This is a genomic window from Fortiea contorta PCC 7126 (assembly GCF_000332295.1).
Classification (GTDB): domain Bacteria; phylum Cyanobacteriota; class Cyanobacteriia; order Cyanobacteriales; family Nostocaceae; genus Fortiea; species Fortiea contorta.
Window position 1 is genome coordinate 95,110 of record NZ_KB235931.1, and the last position, 22,722, is coordinate 117,831.

Sequence of the window (22,722 nt, forward strand, 5' to 3'; positions counted from 1 at the left end):
TGCTTTATTGACGCCGTGGCGCACTGGTTTTTATCTCTGACAAAAAAATAACTCTCCAGATAGAGTGAATAACTTACTGCGGATAGATATCTAAAACAAAAAAATCATTAGATAATACCGAAGTAAGCTGTTATACAAAAAGCTATGAAATACGGTATTCATAGCTTTGCAAACATTTATTACGTACAAATTTGAGTTTTCTATGGTACAAACACCGCCATCGCAGTTTTCTCCAGATCAATACAAAGTAAACGCAGCAGAAGCTGAATTAGAAAATATTATCCAAACGTCGCCTACAGATACAGAGATTAACCTAGAGTTTCTTTACACCAGGGATATTGAATTTCGTCAAGAAACGATTTACTTTATTGTGGTTGATCGTTTTCACGACGGCGATTTGCATAACAGCGAAGGTGCTAACTCCGAGTTGTATGATCCCACGGGAAAAGATTGGGGTAAATACTGGGGTGGCGATTTGCAAGGCGTGATTGATAAATTGGATTATCTGAAAAACATGGGAGTTACAGCCGTTTGGTTGACACCATTGTTTGAACAGGTAGAAGATTTATTCATTAGCAATGCAGCGATGCATGGTTATTGGACAAAAGACTTTAAGCGGATCAATCCCCGCTACATTGCTGAAGGAGAAGATCCGTCATTAAACAATACCCAAGAAGCGAGAAACACCACATTTGATCGGTTAATTGCCGAATTGCACAACCGCAACATGAAGCTGGTGTTGGATATTGTTTGCAATCATAGCAGCCCTGACACCAACGGCAGCAAAGGTGAACTTTATGACGATGGTGTGAAAATTGCTGATTTCAATGATGATGTTAATCACTGGTATCATCATTATGGTGAAGTGCAAAACTGGGAAGATGATTGGCAAGTCCAGAACTGCGAATTAGCTGGTTTAGCAACCTTCAACGAAAATAATAGCGAGTATCGGGAATATATCAAGTCAGCAATCAAGCAGTGGTTAGATCGGGGTGTGGATGTGCTGCGGGTGGATACTGTCAAGCATATGCCGATTTGGTTTTGGCAGGAATTCACCGGTGATATGTGCAATCATAAACCAGATGTGTTTATTTTTGGTGAATGGATTTATAGTCATCCAGGGGACGATCGCTCAGTTGAATTTGCTAACAATTCAGGGATGACAATTCTGGATTTTGGGCTGTGTGTAGCGATTCGCGCTGCTTTAGCCCAGGGTTCAGAAAACGGATTCCAGACAATACAATATATCTTTGATCAAGATCATCGCTATGACGGCGCTACCGAGTTAGTTACCTTCATTGATAACCATGATATGTCTCGCTTCCAATCGCTGAACTCCGACCCAGCGATGTTAAAAGTAGCGATCGCTCTCATTATGACTTGTCGCGGTATCCCTTGCATCTATTACGGTACAGAACAATATCTGCACGATGACACTGATGGTGGTAATGATCCCTACAACCGCCCCATGATGCAAAACTGGGATACTGATACAGAAATTTATCGCTATATCAGACTACTCTCTGGCTTGCGACGACTCAATCCTGCAGTTTCCATGGGTAGCCATTGGCAAAAATATCTTACACCCGATGTCTACTGTTATGTGCGTCGTTACCGCGATTCTCTCTGCTTTGTCGCCTTAAATCGGGGTGGAGAGGTAACATTACCAGAAGTTGAAACCGAATTACCTGATGGTGAACATACTTGTGCAGTGACGCGCAATAAATATGAAGTCAAAGACGGTAAGATATATAACCTGCAGCTTCCAGAACGAGGCGTGATTGTTTTCAGCTGTGTGGGCGAAAGAATCAAAGGACAAACAATTGTCCGCGTTCAACTCAACGGTGTCAATACCCAACCCGGTGAAACCATCGTCGTTACCGGTAACTGTCCAGAGTTGGGTAACTGGGATATCAGCAAAGCATATCCCCTAGAATACATCAACGCCAACACTTGGTTTGCCGAGATTCCCTTTGACGAAAGCACGGGTAAGTTAATTAGTTATAAATATGCCATGTGGCGCGAAGGGCGATCGCCTCTGCGAGAAAATAATGTTCCCCGACGTTGGGTGATTGCTAAGGAAGGAACCGTCAAATGGCGTGATACCTGGGCTTCGGGGAGAGAATCTTGAACAATTCAAGATTGAAAACTGAAAATAAAAGAATGCAATCCTTCCTGATCCCCTTGGGAATGGGACGGATAAATAGATGGTAGATGCACCCTAATTAATTTACAGCCCCCAGCTTTTAGTTGGGGACTTTTTTATTTAAATTGTTGTGGAGCCAAGCGCGGAAAAACTCCGCCTCTACTTGAATAAATTTTTGATAGATTGTAAATCATAACCAAAGATATTTCCATAATTAAATAGTTGATATCCCGCGATAAATAAAGCGGCTGTACCAACAATCACCAACAGATTTACCGAAGCGAAAACATTACCAGTAAACACAATCACGCCAATTCCCAATGCAATTAAAAGCCAGCCGATATTGTGGTTAAAGCGCCGCTGAAAAAGTACAAAAACCCCCGCCATACATAACAATACACCAGGAATTCTCACAAAAATTCCCACTTGGACATTGGCGGTTAAAATGACAATTCCTGCAACCATTAAAACCATACCCAGCAACTTGGTGTTACGGTCAGCAGTAGGTCGGTTACTATTTTCAGAAATTGGTGGTTGTAGAGAAGTAGGATTTGATTTCACCAACATATTTTCTGGACGGTGTTGTTTGTATTGAAATATAAAACTTACTTGACTACCTTGACCTAGGTCTATTTTATCTCCCAACTTTAGCTGATAAGGAGTGATAGCCTCCAATTTTGTATCATTGAGAAAAGTCCCATTAGAACTTCCCCAATCTTCAATAAAATAATTACTTCCATCTACCCGAATTTGTGCATGGACACGAGAAACCACATCAGCATTTGGTAAAGCAGAAACATCAATATCTGGTGGAGTTTCTTCATTAGGCTTACCAATATGAATTACCTGGAAAGTTGCAGGTAACTCAAAAGAATTACCCGTCTGGACATGAAATAACTCCAAACTCAAGCCTACATCATTCAAAGTATCTAAATCTTGCATAAATTATCCTTTAAAAAAAAATAATCTCTCTCTACCTCCCCACTCCATAACAACAACTCCTCACACAAACATTCCGGATTCTTCCTCTTCCTCGGCGTTAAAAAAATCCCATAATCAAGCAATACTTCCCCGCTTGCGCGCTTCCTTAAAAGAAGTTCCCACATTTCTAATCCCAGCTTTAATCATTTGTCTTTCCAACAAAGCAAAGAACCGAGTTTTATCACCACCGCGTACCACAGCTTGATTATGAGCTTCAGCGATCGCTACTGGATAACCACATCCTTTCTGCACCTGTGCTAACATTAACCCCAAGGATTCATCCAGCATTTGAGAATTTTCTGCTACCCAAGCGGGAATTTCTATCCGTGCAATTTCTGTCCCCACATGAACATAGCAAAAGTAGATAATTTGCTCACCATAAAGTTCTAAAATAGGCGTATTACTACGCCACAAAGGGCCGCGTTGTCCTGGCTTGAGTTGCATAGCCCAAAGAGAAGTATCGCGCAGAGATTCAAACTTTTTACAAGGAACTTTTTCTAACTGATTAGGACAATAACTTTTGCAGTCAGGAACAGAATGAGGACAAGCTAACAAACGTAAAAAATTCATCCCCTCGACATTGCGAGCAGCGCTAAGATAGCCCATCAAAGGAATTTGAGCCTCACGCATCTGCTCCCAAGCTGCTAGGATTGGCGGTAAAATGCGATCGCGCGCATCCATCGGTAACTGTTCTAAAAACCAATAAATCAGCGAACCATCCACCATCGCCAAAGTAGGAACTCTCGCCGGTGAATCATTTACCTTCACACCGCACGCAAGTTCCGCTAACACCACAGCTTCACTCGCAGTCCGACGATAACCCATCCATTCCTCAGTTCTAATTCCCCATTGGCGAGACATATATAAATCTTCGGGGCGATAAAATACTTCAGGTAAACTATCTAATAAAGGGTGGCGATTTTGTCCATAATGTAAAACCACTCTCCCAATATTCAAAAGATAACAATAAGCGATTTCATGATGATTCGGTGCAATTTGGGAACCATCAGTAGCGATGACAGTATGAACTTTTGGCGGAACTGGAATATCCACACAAGTTTCTAAAGGTTCCACCGGAGTAGCATTAGCAAAATTAATGCGATCGCGCCATTTTTCTTGACGTTCAATTAACTCTTTTTGCGATTCGTAAGCGCGGGTTAAAAATTGTTGTGCTAACTCTATCCGCTGGCGACTGAGAGCAGCTTCTGTAGTCAGATGCTCACTTAAGCCTTGCATTTGTCGCGCTAATTTGGTGAGATCAAGCATAGATTTTTATAGTAGACGATGATTTGGTTTTTTAAACTTAAATTTTACAATTTTACACAAAAACGCAAAGGATATCTGAGAGCCTTTGCGCCTTTTTGCGAGATGATCTTTCCTTAATACCAAGCAGAAAATTCTTGAGCAAATTGAGACAAAGATATTAACTGAATTCCTTGATCATCCTCGGCTAATTTCCTTTCTGCTTGGGTATTATATCCCCAATCTGCTAAGAAAAGCTGCACATCTGCTAGGTCTGGTTGCTGTTGAACTAACTGCAAAGTCTTGAGTCTATCTTCCACAAACCATAAACTCACAGGCTGGAATTCTGCTTTCTCCTTTAATTGTCGCAGAATTTCGTATTTAGGGCGCTTTTCTTCTTTGCCAAAAATCACTCCTGGAGGTAAATCTACACCTGATTGTTGCAATAGCTGCTGTACAAATCGTCCCTCTTTAGTAGTGACAATATACATCTGAATATTACTAGTAAGAGTGGCTTGAATTTTTTCCACCACCCCCGGATAAAATTTATGCAGACTTAACCAATTATCCAAATCTGTAGCAATCCATTCATCTCTGATATTGTCTAATTTTGCCCCAATTTCTCTAGCTTGGATTTGATAATCTAACAAAATTTGTGGAGTAATAGTCACCCACTGCTGCAAAATCTTTTCGTCAGGAATTCCATCTACCAAAGCTTTGATTAAAACAGGCATTTCCCAACCAGTTTCAATTACAGGTCTGAGGCGATAGAATCTTGATGCTAAATCATTTGATGGTGTATCGTTAGCAGGCGTCCAAATTTGAGAGTAGGTACGCCATGCTACCTCAAAATATTCGATTAATCCGTCGCAAATCACTCCATCAAAGTCTAAAGCTAAAATTGTGGGATTACTTGCGGTCATTGTTTTGAGGATGAAAACTGCTGTTGTCAGCTTACCTGACAAATTCTGATTATGCAGAAATTTTTGGAATTGTTTTTTAATTTAGCATCTGATACTGTTTGTTTGTGAGGCTGCGCTAAATAGTAATTTTTTTTTAACGCAGCGAAAAGTTGCGTGCGGTGAACCCAGCGCTGCAGGCGGGTTTCCCGCCGTAGGCGACTGGTGTTAGCGTAGCGGTAGCAAGTCTGCGAGCGTCACCCGAAGGGCGGTTCCCCCCGTTGAGCAAACTTTTCAAGACAGAGGTACGCTGAGGTTTTTAAAAATTGTTCGCTATGTCTTAAAGTAGTTAGGCGCATATTCATAGAGAATTGGTATGATTTCATTAACAACGTGCCCAACGCGGTAACATCAAAACCACGTTGTAGAAGAATTATAATTCCTCTGGCGATAAAACTGGTTCAAATAAATGGTAAGCATCGTAATTGCGAAAATGTCTTGTGTATAGGTCAATACCATCACTAAATGTGTCAAAATCATCGTACAATACTGAATTAACATCTACCACTTGTTTCAAAGACCAAGTAATAGTTTCTCCATCTTCATTTTTGTAGCTAACTTCTTCTTTTTTTGCATAATTCGCAGCTTTTTTTTTGGCTAATTCTAAAGAAGTAGCTTTAATAAGCACAAAACTTTCCTGGTACAAATGTTGATAATTGGGTGCATCTGAGGATGATTCGTAAACAATTACTGCTATGTACAATAATTCTGGGTTATCTACATTTTTTGATTTCATTTCTTATTCAAATTTGCTATCAATACCCCATATCGGGGACTGAATAGTAATGCTAATAAAAATAATCCGGAGACGACTAAAACGATCGCTGGGCCTGAAGGTAAATTATAAAAGTAGCTGAGATACATACCGCTGATACTAGAAAAAACGCCAATTACCGCCCCCAAAATCATCACTTGATTTAATCGTTTAACTAATAAATAAGCGGTCGCACCTGGGGTAATCAAAAGTGATAAAACTAAGATGACTCCTACAGCTTTCATGCTGGCGACAATTGTTAGAGCAATTAGCACCATTAACCCAAAGTTGAGCCGATTAACTGGTAAACCTGCAGCTTGGGCGCCTAAAGGGTCAAAGGTGTAAAATAATAGTTCTTTGTATAGTAAAAATACAACTATTAAAACAATAGCGGCGATGATGGCTGTGTCTCGCACTTCATCGCCAGTGACGCCGAGAATGTTACCAAAAAGAAAGTGATTTAAATCGATTTTGTTGTCTTTTTGAATGACGGTAATTAAGGTGATTCCTAAAGCAAAAAACGCTGAGAAAACTATCCCCATCGCGGCGTCTTCTTTGATAGGCGATCGCGTCCTAATTAGTGCGATCGCCATTGTACTGATCACCCCCGCAATGAACGCACCGACAAAAATATTCGCCCCTACCATAAAAGCGATCGCTAATCCTGGTAAAACTGAATGACTGATAGCATCACCCAGCAAAGCTAGGCGTTGTACCATCAAATAGCTACCCACAACTGCACACAACAAACCAACTAAAATAGCGATAATGAGCGATCGCTGCATAAAGCCATATTGTAATGGCTCAATTAATGCTTGTAACATCATTTGTCCTGTTTGATAACCAATGACCAATGACAATCTAAGCCGCATCAGAAAAATACATAACTTTGCCACCATAAGCAAGATGTAAATTTTCTGCTGTTAATACTTGCTGTCTGGAACCTGTGGCAATTAATTCGCGGTTTAATAATATTAAATCATCAAAGTAGGTGATTGATTCGCCTAAGTCATGGTTGACTACTAAAACAGTTTTTCCAGCGCTAGCGAGTTCTTGAAAAACTTCAAAAATCACAGTTTGGGTTTTTTGATCGATACCCACTAACGGTTCATCAAAACAGAAAATTTCGGCTTGCTGCGTTAAAGCGCGAGCGAGGAATACCCGTTGTTGTTGTCCCCCAGAAAGTTCGCCGATGGGCCGTGAGCTATATTGTTTCATCCCCACCCGTTCTAAAGCGTTTTTGGCGACTTGGCGGCTAACTGCAGAGAAGCTACGCAACCATCCCGTTTTTTTCACCCGTCCCATCATGACTACATCCCAAACTGTAGCGGGGTAAGTCCAGTCAATTTGGCTACGCTGTGGTACATAGGCTACTTTGTCAAGCTGTTGCATTAACGGTCGGTCTTGGTATAGCGCGCTACCTTGGCTCAGGGGAACTAATCCTAACATCGCCTTCATCAGGGTACTTTTTCCTGCACCATTGGGGCCGAAAATCCCTGTCAGTCGCCCTGGGTGGATCACACAGCTAATGTTTTTCAAAGCTTCTTGTGTTCGGTAGTGTACTCCCAGTTGGTTAATTTTAATACTTCCCACCGCCGTCAAGGTTTCTTGGTGGGGGTAGATTGGATGAAAGTTGGCGTCAGCTTCTAAGGAAAAATTAGCAGTTGTCATGGCACTACTTCTGGGAATGATTGGAAAAAATGAAAATAATATGAAAATAGTGTAACCTGAAAAATGATAAAAATATGAAAACAAGTGTAACAAGTTTATGCGAGGAATTGCTCACTCAAAAGCTAGATATTGTGGGTTAGCTGTAGTTGGAGTGCTTTTAGGACTTTGGATAGAGGGCTGTACTCAAGTCAACCGTAATACCCAGCAAACAGATGGTCAACCGTTGGTGGTGGCGACTAGCACAATTATTGCTGATTTAGCCCAGGAGGTGGGAGGGGAAGAAGTGAAAGTGAGAGGAATTCTCAAACCAGGAACTGATCCTCATGTTTACGAACCAGTACCAGCAGACAGCAGAGTTTTGGAAGAAGCGAATTTGATTTTATATAACGGTTACAATTTGGAACCGGGATTGATTAAATTGATGAATGCTGCTGGTGGTAAGGCGCGAAAGCTCCCAATAGGGGAAGCGGTGAAATCTTTGCAGTTAGATAAAGGGAAAGAGGAAACAGTACCAGATCCTCACGTTTGGGGTAATGCAAAAAATGCGATCGCTATGGTAACTAAAATTCGAGATGCATTAATTGAATTATCACCTACTGATAGAGATAAATTTACCCAAAATGCGCTGCAATTAACCGACGAATTAAAACAGTTAGATAGCTGGATTAATCAACAAATTCAAACTATACCCGTTGATCAACGCAAACTTGTCACCACCCACGACGCCTTCCAATATTATGGACAAGCTTATCAAATAGCGATCGCAGGTACATTAATCGGCATTAGTACCGAAGAACAACCAAGCGCTCAAACCGTACAAAAATTGGTTGAATCTATCAAAAAAATCGGTGTCCCCGCAATTTTTGCCGAAACCACAATTAATCCCGCCTTAATTAAAACTGTAGCCGAAGAAGCAGGCGTAACTCTAGCACCGCGACAACTTTACTCCGATTCCATCGGTGCAAAAGGTAGTGATGGTGATTCTTACATCAAAATGATGGTAGCAAATACCCGCACCATTGTAGAAGCATTGGGAGGCAAATATACCCCGTTTGTTGTGCAGAATTAGTAAGTAAGTCGGTGAAAAAATCAATACAAGGAGAGTGAGTAGAAAAACGCACACCCTATCTTGCAAAATTTAATTAGGTCAAGCGGAAATATTATTTCCCTCTCCACCTAACTCAACCCCTTTGATAAAGATTTGTAAATTTGTTCGTTATGTTAATTAGGGTATGAGATTTTTACTGATATGTGTGAAATTATTGTAAATAGTAAAAAAACTAACTCAGATTTATATATTAGTGCACTATGACCGCAGACTCTAGCATAAAGTTTACGATTACCTTCAACGACCCGGACTTGGATGCAGAAGAAAAAGACGAGCAGGCTCAACGACTGATTGCTGAACTCAAGCAAATTGACGAAGTAGATACAGTCGGTCGTGTTCTTGATCCCAACCCACCAGAAGGTAACAAAGCATTAGGTGGCTTTCTAGCTGGTTTATTAATGGCTGAGGTGAATATAGCCAATGCGAAAAAGTTGATGGGATTTCTGGGAGATCGCCTCGGTGGTAAACCTATTGAAATAGCAGTAGAAGCGAACGGCAAAAAACTAACTGTAAAAGCTCACAGCCGAGAAGAACTGGAAGCTGCTATTAAAGCAGCTCAAGATTTTATAGCAGTATAGTAAAGCTATTACTTACTGCGCTTTTGGAGTTCTTTAATTCTGTCCTGCGCTTTTTGAGCATTGAATATTTCTCCCTTTTTCTGAAAAAGAGGGACTGCATCCTGATAATTTTTAATAGCTTCCGGTATATTGCCTAGTTTAGAGTTGATATCTCCCAAACTGAAGTAAGCAGAGGCTTTACCAAAATAATTAGCTGCGGGATTGACTGCTCCCCAGTTCTTGTTGATAGCAATTCCCTGAGTAAAATCCCTAAGCGCTCCCTTGTGATCAGCATCTGAGAAGTAGCGAGCAAGTCCCCGATAGTAGTAGGCAATAGCTAAGTCAGACCTAAGATTAATTGCCTGCTGGAAATTTTCAAAAGCAGGTCGAAATTCATTCAACGAATAGTGAACAAAACCTCTATTGAAATACGCAGAAGCAATACCATAGTAGTTAATATCAGGATTGTCTGTTCCCCAATTTTCGTTAATTTTAATTGCTTGAGTGTAATCAGCGATCGCTCCCTGTTGGTCTCCTTGATTTTGTTTTTTGAACGCCTGATTATATAATTCCAATGAACTAATCTTGGTTGAGGAAGATGAGGTAGGATTAGCAATTGATGCAGGTGATTCAATTGGTTGATTGCGGGATAATGTTACCCCCAAATAAGTTACTAAAGCTAGAGAAATAGCAATGCTTGCCCCAATCAGCAGTTTATTGTTTCTCCCAAAAGTAACAGAAATAGCCTGCATTCTTGGAGTTCTGGGTGGCGGAGGAATTTCAGCTTGGCTTGCAGCTAAAGCTTTATTTGACGGGTTGACAGGTGTCACATCTTCACTGGGGAATAAAGGTTGAATTACTTTTTTTTGGGAAGTAATTTGAGCTTCAATTAGGGCAATGTCTTCATCTCTGAGTTGTAAAACTCGTTGTAAATGTTTTAACTCATTTTGAGTGTCGGTGCTGAGAGAATGCTCACGCCCAATCGCCTCAACTAAAACTTGCTCATAGCGCTGCAATCTTTTCTGATACTCCTGGTAAGGTTTAAGCACCTCATTTTCAATTTCTGCAGCAACTTCAGGTAGCAGTCCTAGCCCATCGCGTAGGGCATCTAAGGTATTACGCCCTACGACAGAAATCATACCACGAATGGCAAAATGCTCAACTTCTTTGCGATACCTGAGTTTTGGATCTTCGATGGGTGCTTGAGAAAGATAGATCTTGTAGCCTTCTTTAACAGCATAAATTTCTGGTTTCATTGCTGGCGCAGCTTCTTGAACTTTCCCTTTAGCATATTCATGCAACTCATCAATTGAAACTACGCCATCGCTATCAATATCTGCTGCTCCAGTCGCAATTCCCTCGACTAAATAACGAGTGTAAATCGAAAGGTCATCTCCCTCTTGCTCGAAGGAATACTGAGTGGAAGTCGAAGACGTCAGGACAGCCCGTCCTTCTCCTCCCAGTTGATTTTTAACATCTACAGAACCGTCATTCTTAGCTAACCAACCTTCAGCAAATGCTCCACTAAAGCAACAATCTAGAATTACAACTTGTCGCTTAGAGCGGCTATTGCTCATAATGTCTTGTACAAAACTAGCCGGAACTGCTGTTGCTCGAATCAGTTCTCCCTGTGGGGTTTTACGAGTAATGCGAGTAGCTAGATGTAGCTTACCGTTGTCGTCTTTGACACCATGACCAGAGAAAAACAGCACTACTAAATCGTCTTTTTTGCGACCCGAAAACAAGGTTTCAATTGCTTCCTGCATCTCCTGCGGTGTAGGATTTAATAAAATTTTTACTTCATTAAACCCACCCACCTCTGGCTGCTGTAATACTCGCCGCATCGCCTCTACGTCTCTAGCAGATCCAGGTAGGGGGGTCAAACCAGGTTCGTAATCGCTGACCCCGATCACCAGCGCCATCTTAGCCATTCTTGACCTCCTATATCGAAATAACCAAAAGCTGTGAAGCAGTTGCTGTTACTATCGAATGTCTTTGCAGCTATTTAAAGTCGGATTTGTCAAAAGAATTTTGAACGTGCGAGAAACAATACTTAGCAGAACATCTTTTATTAGCATAAACTTTTTAACGGTGTCGCGAAAGTCCCCACCTTCAAAGTATCCGTAGGTGGGGATTGTGAGCGGGTTACGATGATTACATCTATGACCAATAATGCAAGATGTTTAATCAAGCTACCGCATAGCGTCTTGTAGAGAAGCGGGACGAAGTTCAATTTCGCGTCTCTACAAAGTTCTGGTAACTACTCCCATTCTGTAAATTCGTTATTAGTATTGCGGAGAAGAGAGGTAATTTGAGTGCGACGAGTTTCAAAGTTAGCCGCGATGGAAATCAGCACAATACCTACCACTAAACCAATTACCCATTTAAAAAATGGATAACGCAAACTGAAAATAATTAGTTGGTAAATACTAGTAATAAAAAACGTCGCTGTGCCAACATAAAGAAACGCTCGCACTCGCAAAGCTAAACCTGCAAAAATAGCAATGAGGCTGAAAGCACCGGGTATTAAAGCTGTGTCTTGATGAAATAAAATCGCCCAACCACAAATAAAACTACTACCAATTAATCGCAGACTATGACGTGCAACTTTATATTCTGGTAGCTGGAGTTGGGGGTCAATTTGCGCTACATATAATATTGTCATCCCGACTGTAGTCACATACCACAAAGCATCAGTTAACCGCAGACTTTCAAACCACCGAAATAACGCCCAATCAATCAACGCCGCACTCAGATAGGTAAAACGGATATTTCTTTCCATCTGAGCGAGGAAAATGTAAAAACCAGCCACAATTAACAAGGTAATTGGATAAACTTGCAGTCTGGTTTCCCATAAAATGATTAAGGGCGTGATATATGCGGCTTGTTGCCAAGGTTTTTTTGACCAACCCCAACTTTCCCAAGGTAAGATGTAGAAAAAGTAGGCGACTACACAAGCGATCGCACCATTCCACGGCATTAATACACCATTAAATAATTGTCCCACCGCTGTCTCTCGCCAGTAAACCCTAATGGCTGCTACTCCTAATAAGCCGAGGTAAACCCACATCTCGGCTGCGGTAATTCTCCCAAAAATCTGAGCAGATGTTGCACGCCGTCCTTGAAAAATGGCGTATTGAATCAAAAATACTCCTGTTCCCAATCCTAGCAAGCGGTTAGCGGCGATGGGAGTAGCAATGGCTGCTAGTAATAAAAAGCTACTCCAAGCCCAGTGGATGTCCGCGATTCCTTGCAACTGTTGGGGAGTCAAACGCAGATAATCTACTAGCCAAGGTGATAAAATCCGATAGGCATACATGATGCCCACACCCAATGCAGACATGGCAATTAAGGCGTCACCATAAGCACCACCGCTGGCTTGGGACATTTGATAAAACAACAATTCATAAGCAGAAACAGAGACACCAATGATTCCTAAATATAGCAGGGGTTTAAATTCCTCCCGTCGTCTCCCCACACCAATGACAATTAAGGAGACGCCGAGGGAACACAAACCTGTCCAGTTGGTGAAGGTGTCGAGGCGTAGTAAGATACTAAAGGCTGCATAAATTAGCGGCAGGATGTGGAAGCTGCTCGGCAATTTCGCTAATTGATACTTGCGTCGCCACCACTCACCCAAAAGCTGAGTGCTTAAACCTAGGAAGATGTTAGCGATCGCCATATTCACAATCGAGCGTCCCCAAAATCCTAGCAACTCTGCCATTAATAATTCTACACACCAACCGATGCCATAAAATGCCCAATTTGTGGGTCGTTGCCAACTACGATAGGTGATGGCTCCGAGAGTGATCACATCAGCAATTAAATACAAATATCCTGGAGAGACAAACCCGCTATACACAGCCCAGGAGTGTACCGTCAGTGTAGACAATTCTAAGACACACAAAGCGATCGCCCATCTATCACTTGCTTGTGCATATATATTTGCTAATTCTCCACCCCGGCGCAGCAAAACTGTACGCCCTACCCATAAAATTAAAGTAGCGATCGCACCCACCACAAACCAACTTTGCGGTAATAAGCGCGGTAATCCTGGTATACCTTCCCACAACACAGCGCCAACGAAACCCAATGCAAAGGCTTCTGTGATCATCGCTGTTGAAATGTGCCTAATATAACTGCTGTTGACCAGCATTAATCCCACACCTACCCCTAAACCAATCAAACGAATTCCTGGTAGAGGTAAAATTAGTAACTGTGCCATGCCTATAGCCAGGACAGCAAAATATGTCGTCACTGTGCGTCGCTGTGCAGAGATGCGACTAGCCAGACCAGTCAGCGCTATAGGTGTAATTAACCAAATTATCCCCCAGCGGTAATTGGTATCAAAATTACCATACCACGATAATTCTGCACGCGCCCACAACAGCAGAAAGCTGAAGCTAGCTAACACCAAACCAATGTACCATGCACTATCCCGCCACAGTCCATCCCGGAGACTAAATGCCCACTCTGCCACCATTAAGATTAACAAAATACCCGCCCAAGCCCCGTTTCCTAAATTGGGGAACAGCCAATTAATGCAAGAACACAGTGTCAACACCCCCATCACATGAGTCAAATAAATCAGTCCTGAAGTAGGGGTGAGGTTTGCTCCGTGGTGTAGACGGCGTTGGGTAACAAATACCAAAGTCAGAGTAGACAAGAGAAAATTCAGCGATCGCAGTGTAGGATTAACTAGGGAAATGGTGGTTAAAACAGTTCCTAACAACAGCGTCAGCAGTTCACCAAATTTAGCTAATTCCCGCTTTTGCTGACCATAAAAACTCTGCGTCAGCGCCACCATGAGAATAATATAGGGAAAATAAGCTATGCTCAACAACGCCCAAGGATAATCTTGCGCCTTGGTTAATTGAGTACCAAAAGCGATCGCTGATTCTTGTAACTCAGTTGGTACTAATCGCCAACCTAACCAAAATATTTGTAAACCAACGAGAAAAATTGCCCCAAAATCAGCATTAAGATTGTAACGCTGCAAGCGATCGCTCATATACAACAAACATAAACCACTAACTGCGATCGCTTGTCCAGGATAATCTGTAACCGCCACTAACCAACCGAGAAAAATGAGAATACCACCGAGTTTTTCCCAGATGAAGGGAGATGAGAGAGACGGAGAATTAGTAGGCTCCTCCTCAGTTGGAGACTCTTGCTGGCGCTGTGCTAACCATGTCATCAACCAACCGCAAATACCGATAGCCAAACCTAGTTGAGTGACATCGATTTGCACAACAAAAATCGCCCGCACCAGCAGCACGATGAGAGCGTAAACAATAATAACCGCAGGTAAATTAATATTGATATCCACAGGGTGGTCATCTGGATTTTCCCTGGGTATAGGCTGACGAATTTGGCGATAGCGATGGTGAGAAAGAGTAATAACAGTTGTACCCACCATCGCCGCATACACAGCAATCACAGGCAAACCCGGTAACTTCCACCCCCAATGCAAGTATGATAACCCCAGAATATTGACTAAAAGTAATTTTTCCCGGCGGAAGTTAGTGACAAATAAGCGATTTCGATAAATTAAAACCGTAATTACCGAGAGAATCGGGGCAGCGATCGCTATTGTTATCCAGTCTAGAGGATTTTGCCACAACTTAAAGCTATCCATCGCCCAAAAGTTGACAGGAATCAGCAATAAAGTGACAATCAACAAAGTCTGCGCCGTCAACCGCAAGTTATTTTGCTTACCCGCCCAAAAGCTAAACCCCCAAAAACTCAGAGTATAAGCCAATAAAACCCCATACTGTCCAGAAGCCGGAAATCGCTCCCACTGGCTAGCAGCTAGCACCCCAGAAGAAACAACTACCAAAAATACCCCTAAAAACAACAGCCAACGCACACTTAATTCTGCCCCCAAAGATTGCAACATTTTGCTGACAAAATTAGGTTCAGGTGGTTCAGTCGGTGCTGTTTCCACAACACTCGCAGATACAGACGCTGGATGTAGCGCCTCTGCAGGTAAAGACTCTATAAAATCAGAATTAGCGACAATTAGCCGTGGTTGCGGTTGCAACACAACCTGACAAGTGAGAAACTCTCGGCAGATCTGCCTAACTTGAGCATCAGATATCAAACCCAAATGTAACCATATATCCAATCCTTCTAATAGCTGCGGGTGAGAAGATGGCAGCCTAAGTTCAAATTTCAGCGGGCGATCGGGTAACATAAGCCGCAGGCGTATCAGTATATACTTAAATCATCATTTGATTAAAGTATAATTATGCGCTGGCTGTGACACTTATTTTCCTGACTGCGCTTGAGAATAATTAACAGTTATCAGTTCTCAGCATCCCTACTTACCCATCCTTTGCAACCCCGCATCTGAAGGATACCTACCCACTGCTGCCAAAGCTTGCCGCTCCAAAATCCGCTCATCATGATTAAAATTGAGAATGCGTACTGTCACCTCGCCAATATCAGTTAGAGGTTTAATCACAGTTTCATCTACACGAGACATTTTAGTTACCTATTCCCCGCTCTTGATGTACTGATAAGCTCGTGCCTTTGCCAGCATCATCATATGTTCTAGCGTTAGAAAGAGATCTAACTCCCGCTTGTCTTCTCCAGTAAGTCCTTCAGTTTTAGCGCGGTAAACAAGATCCTCTAAACGTTCCTTTGCTGTATCCGAGAGTTGAAAATTGACCACAGTTTCGGGAGTAGTACCAGCAGCAATAAACTCGATAATTTCGTCGTAAACCTTAGCAGTCTTGATTGATGTATTCATGACTTTTAAGTAGCTGGGTGAAGATAAAGGTAATTAGCAAGGGTCGTTATTTGTTAAACGATAATTACCTCTGATTCAATCGAGAGCTTTCTCACGTATCCATTGCATAATCCTCAATATAGCAGGTAAATCAGTTCAAAATTACAGCGGACTGCTATATGCTTTTTGCTGTTGATAAAGGTTTTTAAATTCCTGTTGTTGTAGTTTATGGTCTACAATTGGCTGCGGATAACCAAGGGCGTGGCGCTCTAAAGGGGGAATTTTCCCAGTTACTAAATATTCTGTGTCGAGCGATCGCAGTTCTGGGATCCATTGTCTGATATATTCACCTTCAGCATCGAATTTTTGCGCTTGACTCGCAGGGTTGAAAATTCGCAAAGGCTTAGGATCCATCCCACTCGAAGCGCTCCACTGCCAACCACCATTATTAGCAGATAAATCACCATCAATTAACCGCTGCATAAAATATTTCTCTCCCAATTGCGGATTAATTAACAAATCTTTGGTGAGGAAACTAGCCACAATCATTCGACAACGGTTATGCATCCAGCCGCTTTCGTTCATTTGACGCATGGCTGCATCTACAATCGGATAGCCCGTATTCCCGTCACACCAAGCTTGGAATTTTTCTAAGTTGTTTTCCCAGGGAAAGTTTTTGAAAGTGTCGCGGTAAGCACCATCAGCCAGTTCAGGAAAATTATACATCGCATGTTGATAAAATTCCCGCCATGCTAATTCTTGTTGCCATGTGCGGATACCTGCGGTGGCTTCATCACTACGGCTATTTTCTAACGCTTCTAAGGTAGCTTTCCACACAGTGCGAATACCAATCGCACCAAATTTTAAAGCCGCACTCAGTTGTGATGTTCCTTCAACAGCAGGAAAATTCCGCTGTTCTTGGTATTCATTAATACTATGCGCGCAGAATTCCTCTAGTCTAGCTTGGGCTGCAGTTTCTCCCGGCGCAATCACTAAGCCCCCATCCCAAACAAAGCCTAAATCTTTAGCTGTTGGTAATGGTTTTACTCCCGCTTGTTGAGCAATTTCTTGCTCATCTGCTGTCAACTCTTCCGCATTTTGCAGCGTTGCGGCTGGTTGCGCCTTGGGTTTGCTACTCCAATTTTTCCAGAAAGGAGTGTAGACCGTGTATGGGCTATTACCCCCTGTGCGAATCTCATCTGGAGAATGGAGGATTTGATCCCAGTTTTGCTCTAGAAATTCTATCCCATTTTCTTTTAATGCGTCGAGCACAGTGCGATCGCGCTCTTGTGCATAAGGTTCCACATCCCAATTCCAAAACACAGCTTTTGCATTCAAAGCCTTAGCCAAAGCTGGAATTGTCACCACAGGATTGTCATGGAGAATCAATAATTGGCTCCCAGCTTCAGCATAGCGTTGCTGTAATGCCTGCAAACAGCCAATCAGATAAGTTACCCTCACCGGAGCGACATCATCCCTTTCCAGAATCTGCGGATCAAGACAAAACACACCCACAACCTTCGGACTCCGTAGCCTAGCTGCAGCCAATCCTGTATTATCACAGATGCGTAAATCGCGGCGGTGCCAAAACAAAATTAAATCAGACATTCCCTATCCAGAACAGTTCGCTTGTACTAGCTTAGAATCAAATGGCATCATTCAGCATCACTCCACCGACAAATTTCTAGAGCCAACGTATTCAAATTTTGATGAATTCTTAGTCTGTACAGTCAATCGTCCTTATGAACCTGGGTTAACCTTTAGAGTGGGAATCCAATCTAGTTTGTAGACCGTAAATCTTGATTTTTTTTTCAGATTTGTGTCGATTTAATTTCATTTCGGTTGATTATACAACTGGATTTTTTCGGGGATAAAGTTTGACAAATTGTCATATGAAAATTTTTAGATTTAGCTATTAATTAAGCTATCAAAAATATTTAAAACAAGTATCATAAAAAAAAAGCACAAGGTAGTCCCAAGGAAAAAACAGCACCAAGAAAAGTAAAGATTTAAAGCCGAGTGGAATCGTGGGCGGCTGACTTTTCCCTATTCCCTATTCCCTTTCATGCGCAAAAATGGGCGTAGGGCTTGCGTAAGTGTAAGCATTGGTGAAAAAATTGATGGGCGAGAGTCGCTAAGAAATTCTCGTTTCGCAAGGGATCTACGAGGACATCAGTGAAAGTTTTAGTTGTTGGTAATGGAGGGCGCGAACACGCTCTGGCGTGGAAATTACTGCAATCTGAGCAGATTGAGCAAGTTGTGTGTGTACCGGGGAATGGCGGTACCGCAACTATGGAAAGTTGCCAAAATTTGCCTTTAGCAGTGGATGATTTTGAGGGTATTGGTGAATTTGCTCTCAAAAATGACATAAATTTGGTGGTAGTCGGGCCAGAAGTGCCTCTAGCTAAGGGAATTACAGATTATCTACAATCCCAAGGACTGCAGGTATTTGGGCCGGGGAGAGCGGGAGCGCAAATTGAGGCGAGTAAGGCTTGGGCTAAGGCTTTAATGCAGGAAGCCGGAATTCCTACAGCCAAGGCGGCGGTGTTTACTGTAGCTGCTGCAGCTAAATCTTATGTCCAAGCACAGGGAGCACCGATTGTCGTCAAAGCAGACGGTTTGGCGGCGGGAAAAGGTGTGACAGTTGCACAAACAGTAGCACAAGCCCAAGAGGCGATTGAGGCTATTTTCCAAGGACAGTTTGGCAGTGCTGGTGAGTTTGTGGTGATTGAAGAATGTTTAATAGGGGAGGAGGTTTCGGTTTTAGCACTGACCGATGGGTTGACAATTCGACCTTTATTACCAGCGCAAGATCATAAGCGGATTGGTGAGGGAGATACAGGTGAGAATACGGGAGGAATGGGGGCTTATGCGCCAGCGCCCATCGCCACGCCAGAGTTGATGGCGCGAGTGCAAACAGAAGTTTTAGAAAAAGCGATCGCTACTTTAAAATCTAGAGGCATCGATTACCGGGGTGTGCTTTACGCTGGGTTAATGATTTCACCCCATGGCGACTTGAAAGTGTTGGAATTCAACTGCCGTTTTGGCGACCCCGAAACTCAAGTGATTCTACCACTATTGGCAACACCCCTAGAAGAATTGCTCCTAGCCTGCGTACAGCAGCGGTTAAGCGAATTACCGCCCATATCGTGGAAAACAGGTGCCGCCGCCACCGTCGTTGCTGCATCCGGCGGTTATCCAGGAGCATACACCAAAGGCAAAGTCATTAACTTTACTGACCAAGCCATAGATGCAGCAGTAACCATATTCCATGCAGGCACAAAATTAAACCAACAACAACAAATCGTCACAGACGGTGGTCGAGTTTTAAACATCACAGCAACAGGCGAAAATTTCACACAAGCGATCGCCCACGCCTACAGCGTCATCAAAGGCATCAACTTTGAAGGCATGTACTATCGGAGAGACATAGGCCATCGCCTTGCAGGGAAATAGAGTGTGGGGAGTTTGGGGTGATGGGGAGGTGGGGAGGTGGGGAGATGGGGAGTGTGGGGAGATGGGGAGTGTGGGGAGTGTGGGGAGTGTGGGGAGATAAAGGAAAAAACGAATTTATGCTTACGCTTGCTATCTTCTCCTTCCTCCCCGTCATCCCAAGCTTCCCACACCTCCCACACCTCCCACACCTCCCACACCTCCCACACCTCCCACACCTCCCCATCTCCCCATCCCCCATCCCCCCATCCCCCCATCCCCCCATCTAACATCTTTACCAAATAACTGTTAATTTTTTAGTTGTTGGGGTTTATAACCAAAACTACTGACAACTTTAATTTAAGATGCTGGCTCTTTTGAAAACAATCCGAGAAGCGATCGCCAATTGGTGGTCAGATTTTACCCTCCAAACTAAGTTGTTGGCTGTGGCGACGTTGGTGGTTTCACTCGTGATGAGTGGACTCACTTTTTGGGCAGTGAATACAATTCAGCAAGATGCGCGCATGAATGACACCCGTTTTGGGCGCGATCTGGGTCTACTGCTGGCTGCTAACGTCGCCCCCCTAGTAGCTGACAAAAATCTTACAGAAGTTTCTCTGTTTTCCCAACGCTTTTATAGCAGCACCTCTAGCGTGCGTTACATGCTCTATGCTGATGAAACGGGACAAATTTTTCTGGGGATTCCTTTTTTGGATCAGGAGGTGGAAAACTCCCTGACTATCGAGCGGCGAATTCAACTGCCAGAAGATTATTCTAGTGATGCAGACAAGCCCATGGTGCGGCAGCACATGACCCCAGATGGCGCAGTTACTGATGTGTTCGTACCCCTGATAGTTGACAAAAAATATCTGGGTGTATTGGCGATCGGCATTAACCCCAACCAAACAGCGGTCATCTCCACAAATTTCACTCGTGATGTCACCATCGCTGTTTTTATCACGATTTGGGTGATGGTGATTTTGGCAGGGGTGATCAATGCTTTAACCATCACAAAACCGATTAAAGAACTGCTGGTAGGCGTGAAGGAAATCGCCTCTGGGAATTTTCAACAACGGATTGATTTACCTCTAGGAGGTGAATTAGGAGAATTAATTTTAAGCTTTAATGACATGGCAGAACGCCTAGAAAGCTATGAAGAACAAAATATTGAGGAACTGACAGCCGAAAAAGCCAAGCTAGAAACTTTGGTTTCTACCATCGCTGACGGTGCGGTGCTCATCGACAATAATATGCAGGTGATTTTGGTCAATCCCACAGCACGACGTATTTTTGCTTGGGAAGGCGTTCATGTTGTTGGTGAGAGCGTTTTATATCATTTACCGCCAGCAGTGCAAATGGAAATCACCCGCCCGTTGTATGAAATGGCTGCAGGGGATTGTGAAACTGCGGAATTTCGCATTCATCTCAACCAACCCACCAAGCGGACTATCCGCATTTTGCTCACCACAGTTTTAAATCTCCAACGGGAAAATATTAAAGGCATTGCCATCACCGTACAAGATATCACCCGCGAAGTAGAACTCAACGAAGCCAAAAGCCAATTTATCAGCAACGTTTCTCATGAACTGCGAACACCTTTATTTAACATCAAATCTTTTATCGAAACCTTGCACGACTACGGCGAAGACTTGAGTAACGCCCAACGCATGGAATTTCTGCAAACTGTTAATCATGAAACCGACAGACTGACTCGCCTCGTCAACGACGTTTTAGATTTATCCAAACTAGAATCTGGTCGCAACTATAACTTTGGTGGTGTGGATTTAGCGCAAGCGATCGAACAAACCTTGCGTACTTACCAACTCAATGCTAGAGATAAAGGCATCGAACTCATTCAAGAAGTCGCGCCTAACTTGCCTTTGGTAGTAGGTAACTACGATTTATTGCTACAAGTATTAGCTAATTTAGTCGGTAATGCCCTCAAATTCACTGAAGCAGGCGGAAAAGTAGCCCTCCGCACCTACCAACTCAATTCCAAGCCGAACTCTCATAACCAGTTACCGCCAGTGCGGGTGGAAATTTCCGATACCGGCATTGGTATTGCTTCAGAAGATCAACAAGCAATTTTTGACCGCTTCTTTCGCGTGGAAAACCGAGTCCATACCCTAGAAGGTACAGGCTTAGGTCTATCGATTGTCAGAAATATTATGGAACGGCATCGTAGCAAAGTTAACTTAGTCAGTGAAGTCGGCGTCGGTACTACCTTCTGGTTCGACTTGGCAGCGTTTAATGAAGAAGCGACTGCACACATTGTGAAAAGTGTAAATGTTATGTAGGGAATGGGGAGTGTGGGGAGGTGGGGAGATGGGGAGATGGGGAGGTGGGGGGAGTGTGGGAGGTGTGGGAGGTGTGGGGAGTAAAGCGTGAGCCTTTAAGCCTGAAGCGTGAGCCTTTGAGCCTGAAGCGTGAGCCTTTGAGCCTGAAGCGTGAGCCTTTGAGCCTGAAGCGTGAGCCTTTGAGCCTGAAGTGTGAGCCTTTGAGCCTGAAGCGTGAGCCTTTGAGCCTGAAGCGTGAGCCTTTGAGCCTGAAGCGTGAGCCTTTGAGCCTGAAGCGTGAGCCTTTGAGCCTGAAGTGTGAGCCTTTGAGCCTCAAGTGTGAGAGCCTTTGAGCCTGAAGCGTGAGCCTTTGAGCCTGAAGCGTGAGCCTTTGAGCCTGAAGCGTGAGCCTTTGAGCCTGAACCTTTAATCCCCACACTCCCCCCACCTCCCACACCTCCCACACCTCCCACACCCCCCCCATTCCCTCATCCCCCGGATATGACTATTAGAAAACAGATAAATAATAAGCCCAGCAGTAGTAGCCATGTTTGATGGCGCTGTATCCAGTTTTTCACTAAGGTATTGAAGCTGGTGGTGTAAGCTAGCTGTTGCGACTCTAGCCGACTCTGTTCGAGATTTTGGTAAAGGGTGCAGTCTTTAGCGTAGGGACGTTGGGGAAAATTGCAAGTATCATCTTCATGATAAGTACAGCGATCGCACAAATATTCATCCCCAGTCGCACGATGCAAGGGAATACCGGGGTGTCCATAAGCTTTTAGCGTTGTCCGACAATAAGGACAAGTAATCGCTTGATTACTAACTTGTTGATGGCAGCGGGGACAAGATACAGTAGCCACAAC

At 43.3% G+C, this 22,722-nt stretch carries 19 protein-coding genes; 6 read left to right on the forward strand and 13 right to left on the reverse strand.

What is annotated here, in order from left to right:
• Positions 1 to 202 precede the first annotated feature (202 nt).
• Positions 203 to 2,131: an alpha-amylase family glycosyl hydrolase gene (locus MIC7126_RS0124795; protein WP_017655824.1), complete on the forward strand. Its 1,929-nt coding sequence runs from the start codon at positions 203 to 205 to the stop codon at positions 2,129 to 2,131.
• Between the two features lie 174 nt (positions 2,132 to 2,305).
• Here MIC7126_RS0124795 and MIC7126_RS0124800 read toward each other — a convergent pair whose 3' ends face one another.
• The 6 genes from MIC7126_RS0124800 to MIC7126_RS0124825 all read right to left on the reverse strand — a co-directional run bounded on the left by MIC7126_RS0124800 (position 2,306) and on the right by MIC7126_RS0124825 (position 7,753).
• Positions 2,306 to 3,088, reverse strand: coding sequence for an FHA domain-containing protein (locus MIC7126_RS0124800; protein WP_017655825.1), 783 nt, complete (start codon positions 3,086 to 3,088; stop codon positions 2,306 to 2,308).
• A 114-nt stretch (positions 3,089 to 3,202) separates the two neighbouring features.
• Entirely contained in the window at positions 3,203 to 4,393 is a 1,191-nt protein-coding gene (locus MIC7126_RS0124805) for a DNA double-strand break repair nuclease NurA (protein ID WP_017655826.1), read from the reverse strand.
• Positions 4,394 to 4,506: 113 nt separating this feature from the next.
• Positions 4,507 to 5,292, reverse strand: a complete 786-nt coding sequence (locus MIC7126_RS0124810) for an HAD family hydrolase (RefSeq protein ID WP_017655827.1) — start codon at positions 5,290 to 5,292, stop codon at positions 4,507 to 4,509.
• 409 nt (positions 5,293 to 5,701) lie between these two features.
• Positions 5,702 to 6,064: a DUF4288 domain-containing protein gene (locus tag MIC7126_RS0124815; protein WP_017655828.1), complete on the reverse strand. Its 363-nt coding sequence runs from the start codon at positions 6,062 to 6,064 to the stop codon at positions 5,702 to 5,704.
• On the reverse strand, positions 6,061 to 6,906 hold the full coding sequence (locus MIC7126_RS0124820) for a metal ABC transporter permease (protein WP_026100510.1): 846 nt from the start codon (positions 6,904 to 6,906) through the stop codon (positions 6,061 to 6,063). Before MIC7126_RS0124820 ends, MIC7126_RS0124815 begins: the two co-directional genes overlap by 4 nt.
• A gap of 37 nt (positions 6,907 to 6,943) precedes the next feature.
• Positions 6,944 to 7,753 carry a metal ABC transporter ATP-binding protein gene (locus MIC7126_RS0124825; protein WP_017655830.1) on the reverse strand — a complete coding sequence of 270 codons (810 nt, stop codon included), beginning with the start codon at positions 7,751 to 7,753 and terminating at the stop codon, positions 6,944 to 6,946.
• Positions 7,754 to 7,850: 97 nt separating this feature from the next.
• Between MIC7126_RS0124825 and MIC7126_RS0124830 the strand changes: the two genes are divergently transcribed.
• A complete protein-coding gene (locus MIC7126_RS0124830) occupies positions 7,851 to 8,822 on the forward strand; it encodes a metal ABC transporter substrate-binding protein (RefSeq protein WP_017655831.1) in 972 nt (323 codons plus the stop codon).
• 239 nt (positions 8,823 to 9,061) lie between these two features.
• The gene (locus MIC7126_RS0124835; protein WP_017655832.1) at positions 9,062 to 9,439 is read left to right on the forward strand and encodes a hypothetical protein; all 378 of its coding nucleotides are present in this window, start codon (positions 9,062 to 9,064) and stop codon (positions 9,437 to 9,439) included.
• Positions 9,440 to 9,447: 8 nt separating this feature from the next.
• Here MIC7126_RS0124835 and MIC7126_RS28750 read toward each other — a convergent pair whose 3' ends face one another.
• The 5 genes from MIC7126_RS28750 to MIC7126_RS0124860 form a co-directional block, all read right to left on the reverse strand.
• Positions 9,448 to 11,340 (reverse strand): caspase, EACC1-associated type, encoded by a 1,893-nt coding sequence (locus tag MIC7126_RS28750; RefSeq protein ID WP_238553716.1) that lies wholly within the window; start codon positions 11,338 to 11,340, stop codon positions 9,448 to 9,450.
• Positions 11,341 to 11,678: 338 nt separating this feature from the next.
• Positions 11,679 to 15,614 (reverse strand): hypothetical protein, encoded by a 3,936-nt coding sequence (locus tag MIC7126_RS0124845; RefSeq protein ID WP_017655834.1) that lies wholly within the window; start codon positions 15,612 to 15,614, stop codon positions 11,679 to 11,681.
• Positions 15,615 to 15,740: 126 nt separating this feature from the next.
• Positions 15,741 to 15,905 (reverse strand): hypothetical protein, encoded by a 165-nt coding sequence (locus tag MIC7126_RS31455; protein ID WP_017655835.1) that lies wholly within the window; start codon positions 15,903 to 15,905, stop codon positions 15,741 to 15,743.
• A 9-nt stretch (positions 15,906 to 15,914) separates the two neighbouring features.
• Complete coding sequence (locus tag MIC7126_RS0124855) at positions 15,915 to 16,172, reverse strand: hypothetical protein (RefSeq protein ID WP_017655836.1); 258 nt, start codon at positions 16,170 to 16,172, stop codon at positions 15,915 to 15,917.
• Positions 16,173 to 16,313: 141 nt separating this feature from the next.
• On the reverse strand, positions 16,314 to 17,759 hold the full coding sequence (locus MIC7126_RS0124860; RefSeq protein ID WP_017655837.1) for an FAD-binding domain-containing protein: 1,446 nt from the start codon (positions 17,757 to 17,759) through the stop codon (positions 16,314 to 16,316).
• Between the two features lie 567 nt (positions 17,760 to 18,326).
• Between MIC7126_RS0124860 and purD the strand changes: the two genes are divergently transcribed.
• A complete protein-coding gene (purD, locus tag MIC7126_RS0124865) occupies positions 18,327 to 19,607 on the forward strand; it encodes a phosphoribosylamine--glycine ligase (RefSeq protein WP_017655838.1) in 1,281 nt (426 codons plus the stop codon).
• On the opposite strand, the gene MIC7126_RS30840 is transcribed toward purD, so the two are convergent.
• Positions 19,568 to 19,795 (reverse strand): hypothetical protein, encoded by a 228-nt coding sequence (locus tag MIC7126_RS30840; protein WP_238553728.1) that lies wholly within the window; start codon positions 19,793 to 19,795, stop codon positions 19,568 to 19,570. The genes purD and MIC7126_RS30840 overlap by 40 nt on opposite strands.
• Before the next feature lie 153 nt (positions 19,796 to 19,948).
• Between MIC7126_RS30840 and nblS the strand changes: the two genes are divergently transcribed.
• Together nblS and MIC7126_RS32115 are read left to right on the forward strand one after the other, a co-directional pair.
• Positions 19,949 to 21,880, forward strand: coding sequence for a two-component system sensor histidine kinase NblS (gene nblS / locus MIC7126_RS0124875; RefSeq protein ID WP_017655840.1), 1,932 nt, complete (start codon positions 19,949 to 19,951; stop codon positions 21,878 to 21,880).
• A gap of 20 nt (positions 21,881 to 21,900) precedes the next feature.
• A complete protein-coding gene (locus tag MIC7126_RS32115; protein ID WP_238553717.1) occupies positions 21,901 to 22,212 on the forward strand; it encodes a hypothetical protein in 312 nt (103 codons plus the stop codon).
• 135 nt (positions 22,213 to 22,347) lie between these two features.
• Here the strand turns inward: MIC7126_RS32115 and MIC7126_RS0124890 are convergent, their stop codons facing one another.
• Entirely contained in the window at positions 22,348 to 22,719 is a 372-nt protein-coding gene (locus MIC7126_RS0124890; protein WP_017655843.1) for a zinc ribbon domain-containing protein, read from the reverse strand.
• Between the last annotated feature and the right edge of the window lie 3 nt (positions 22,720 to 22,722).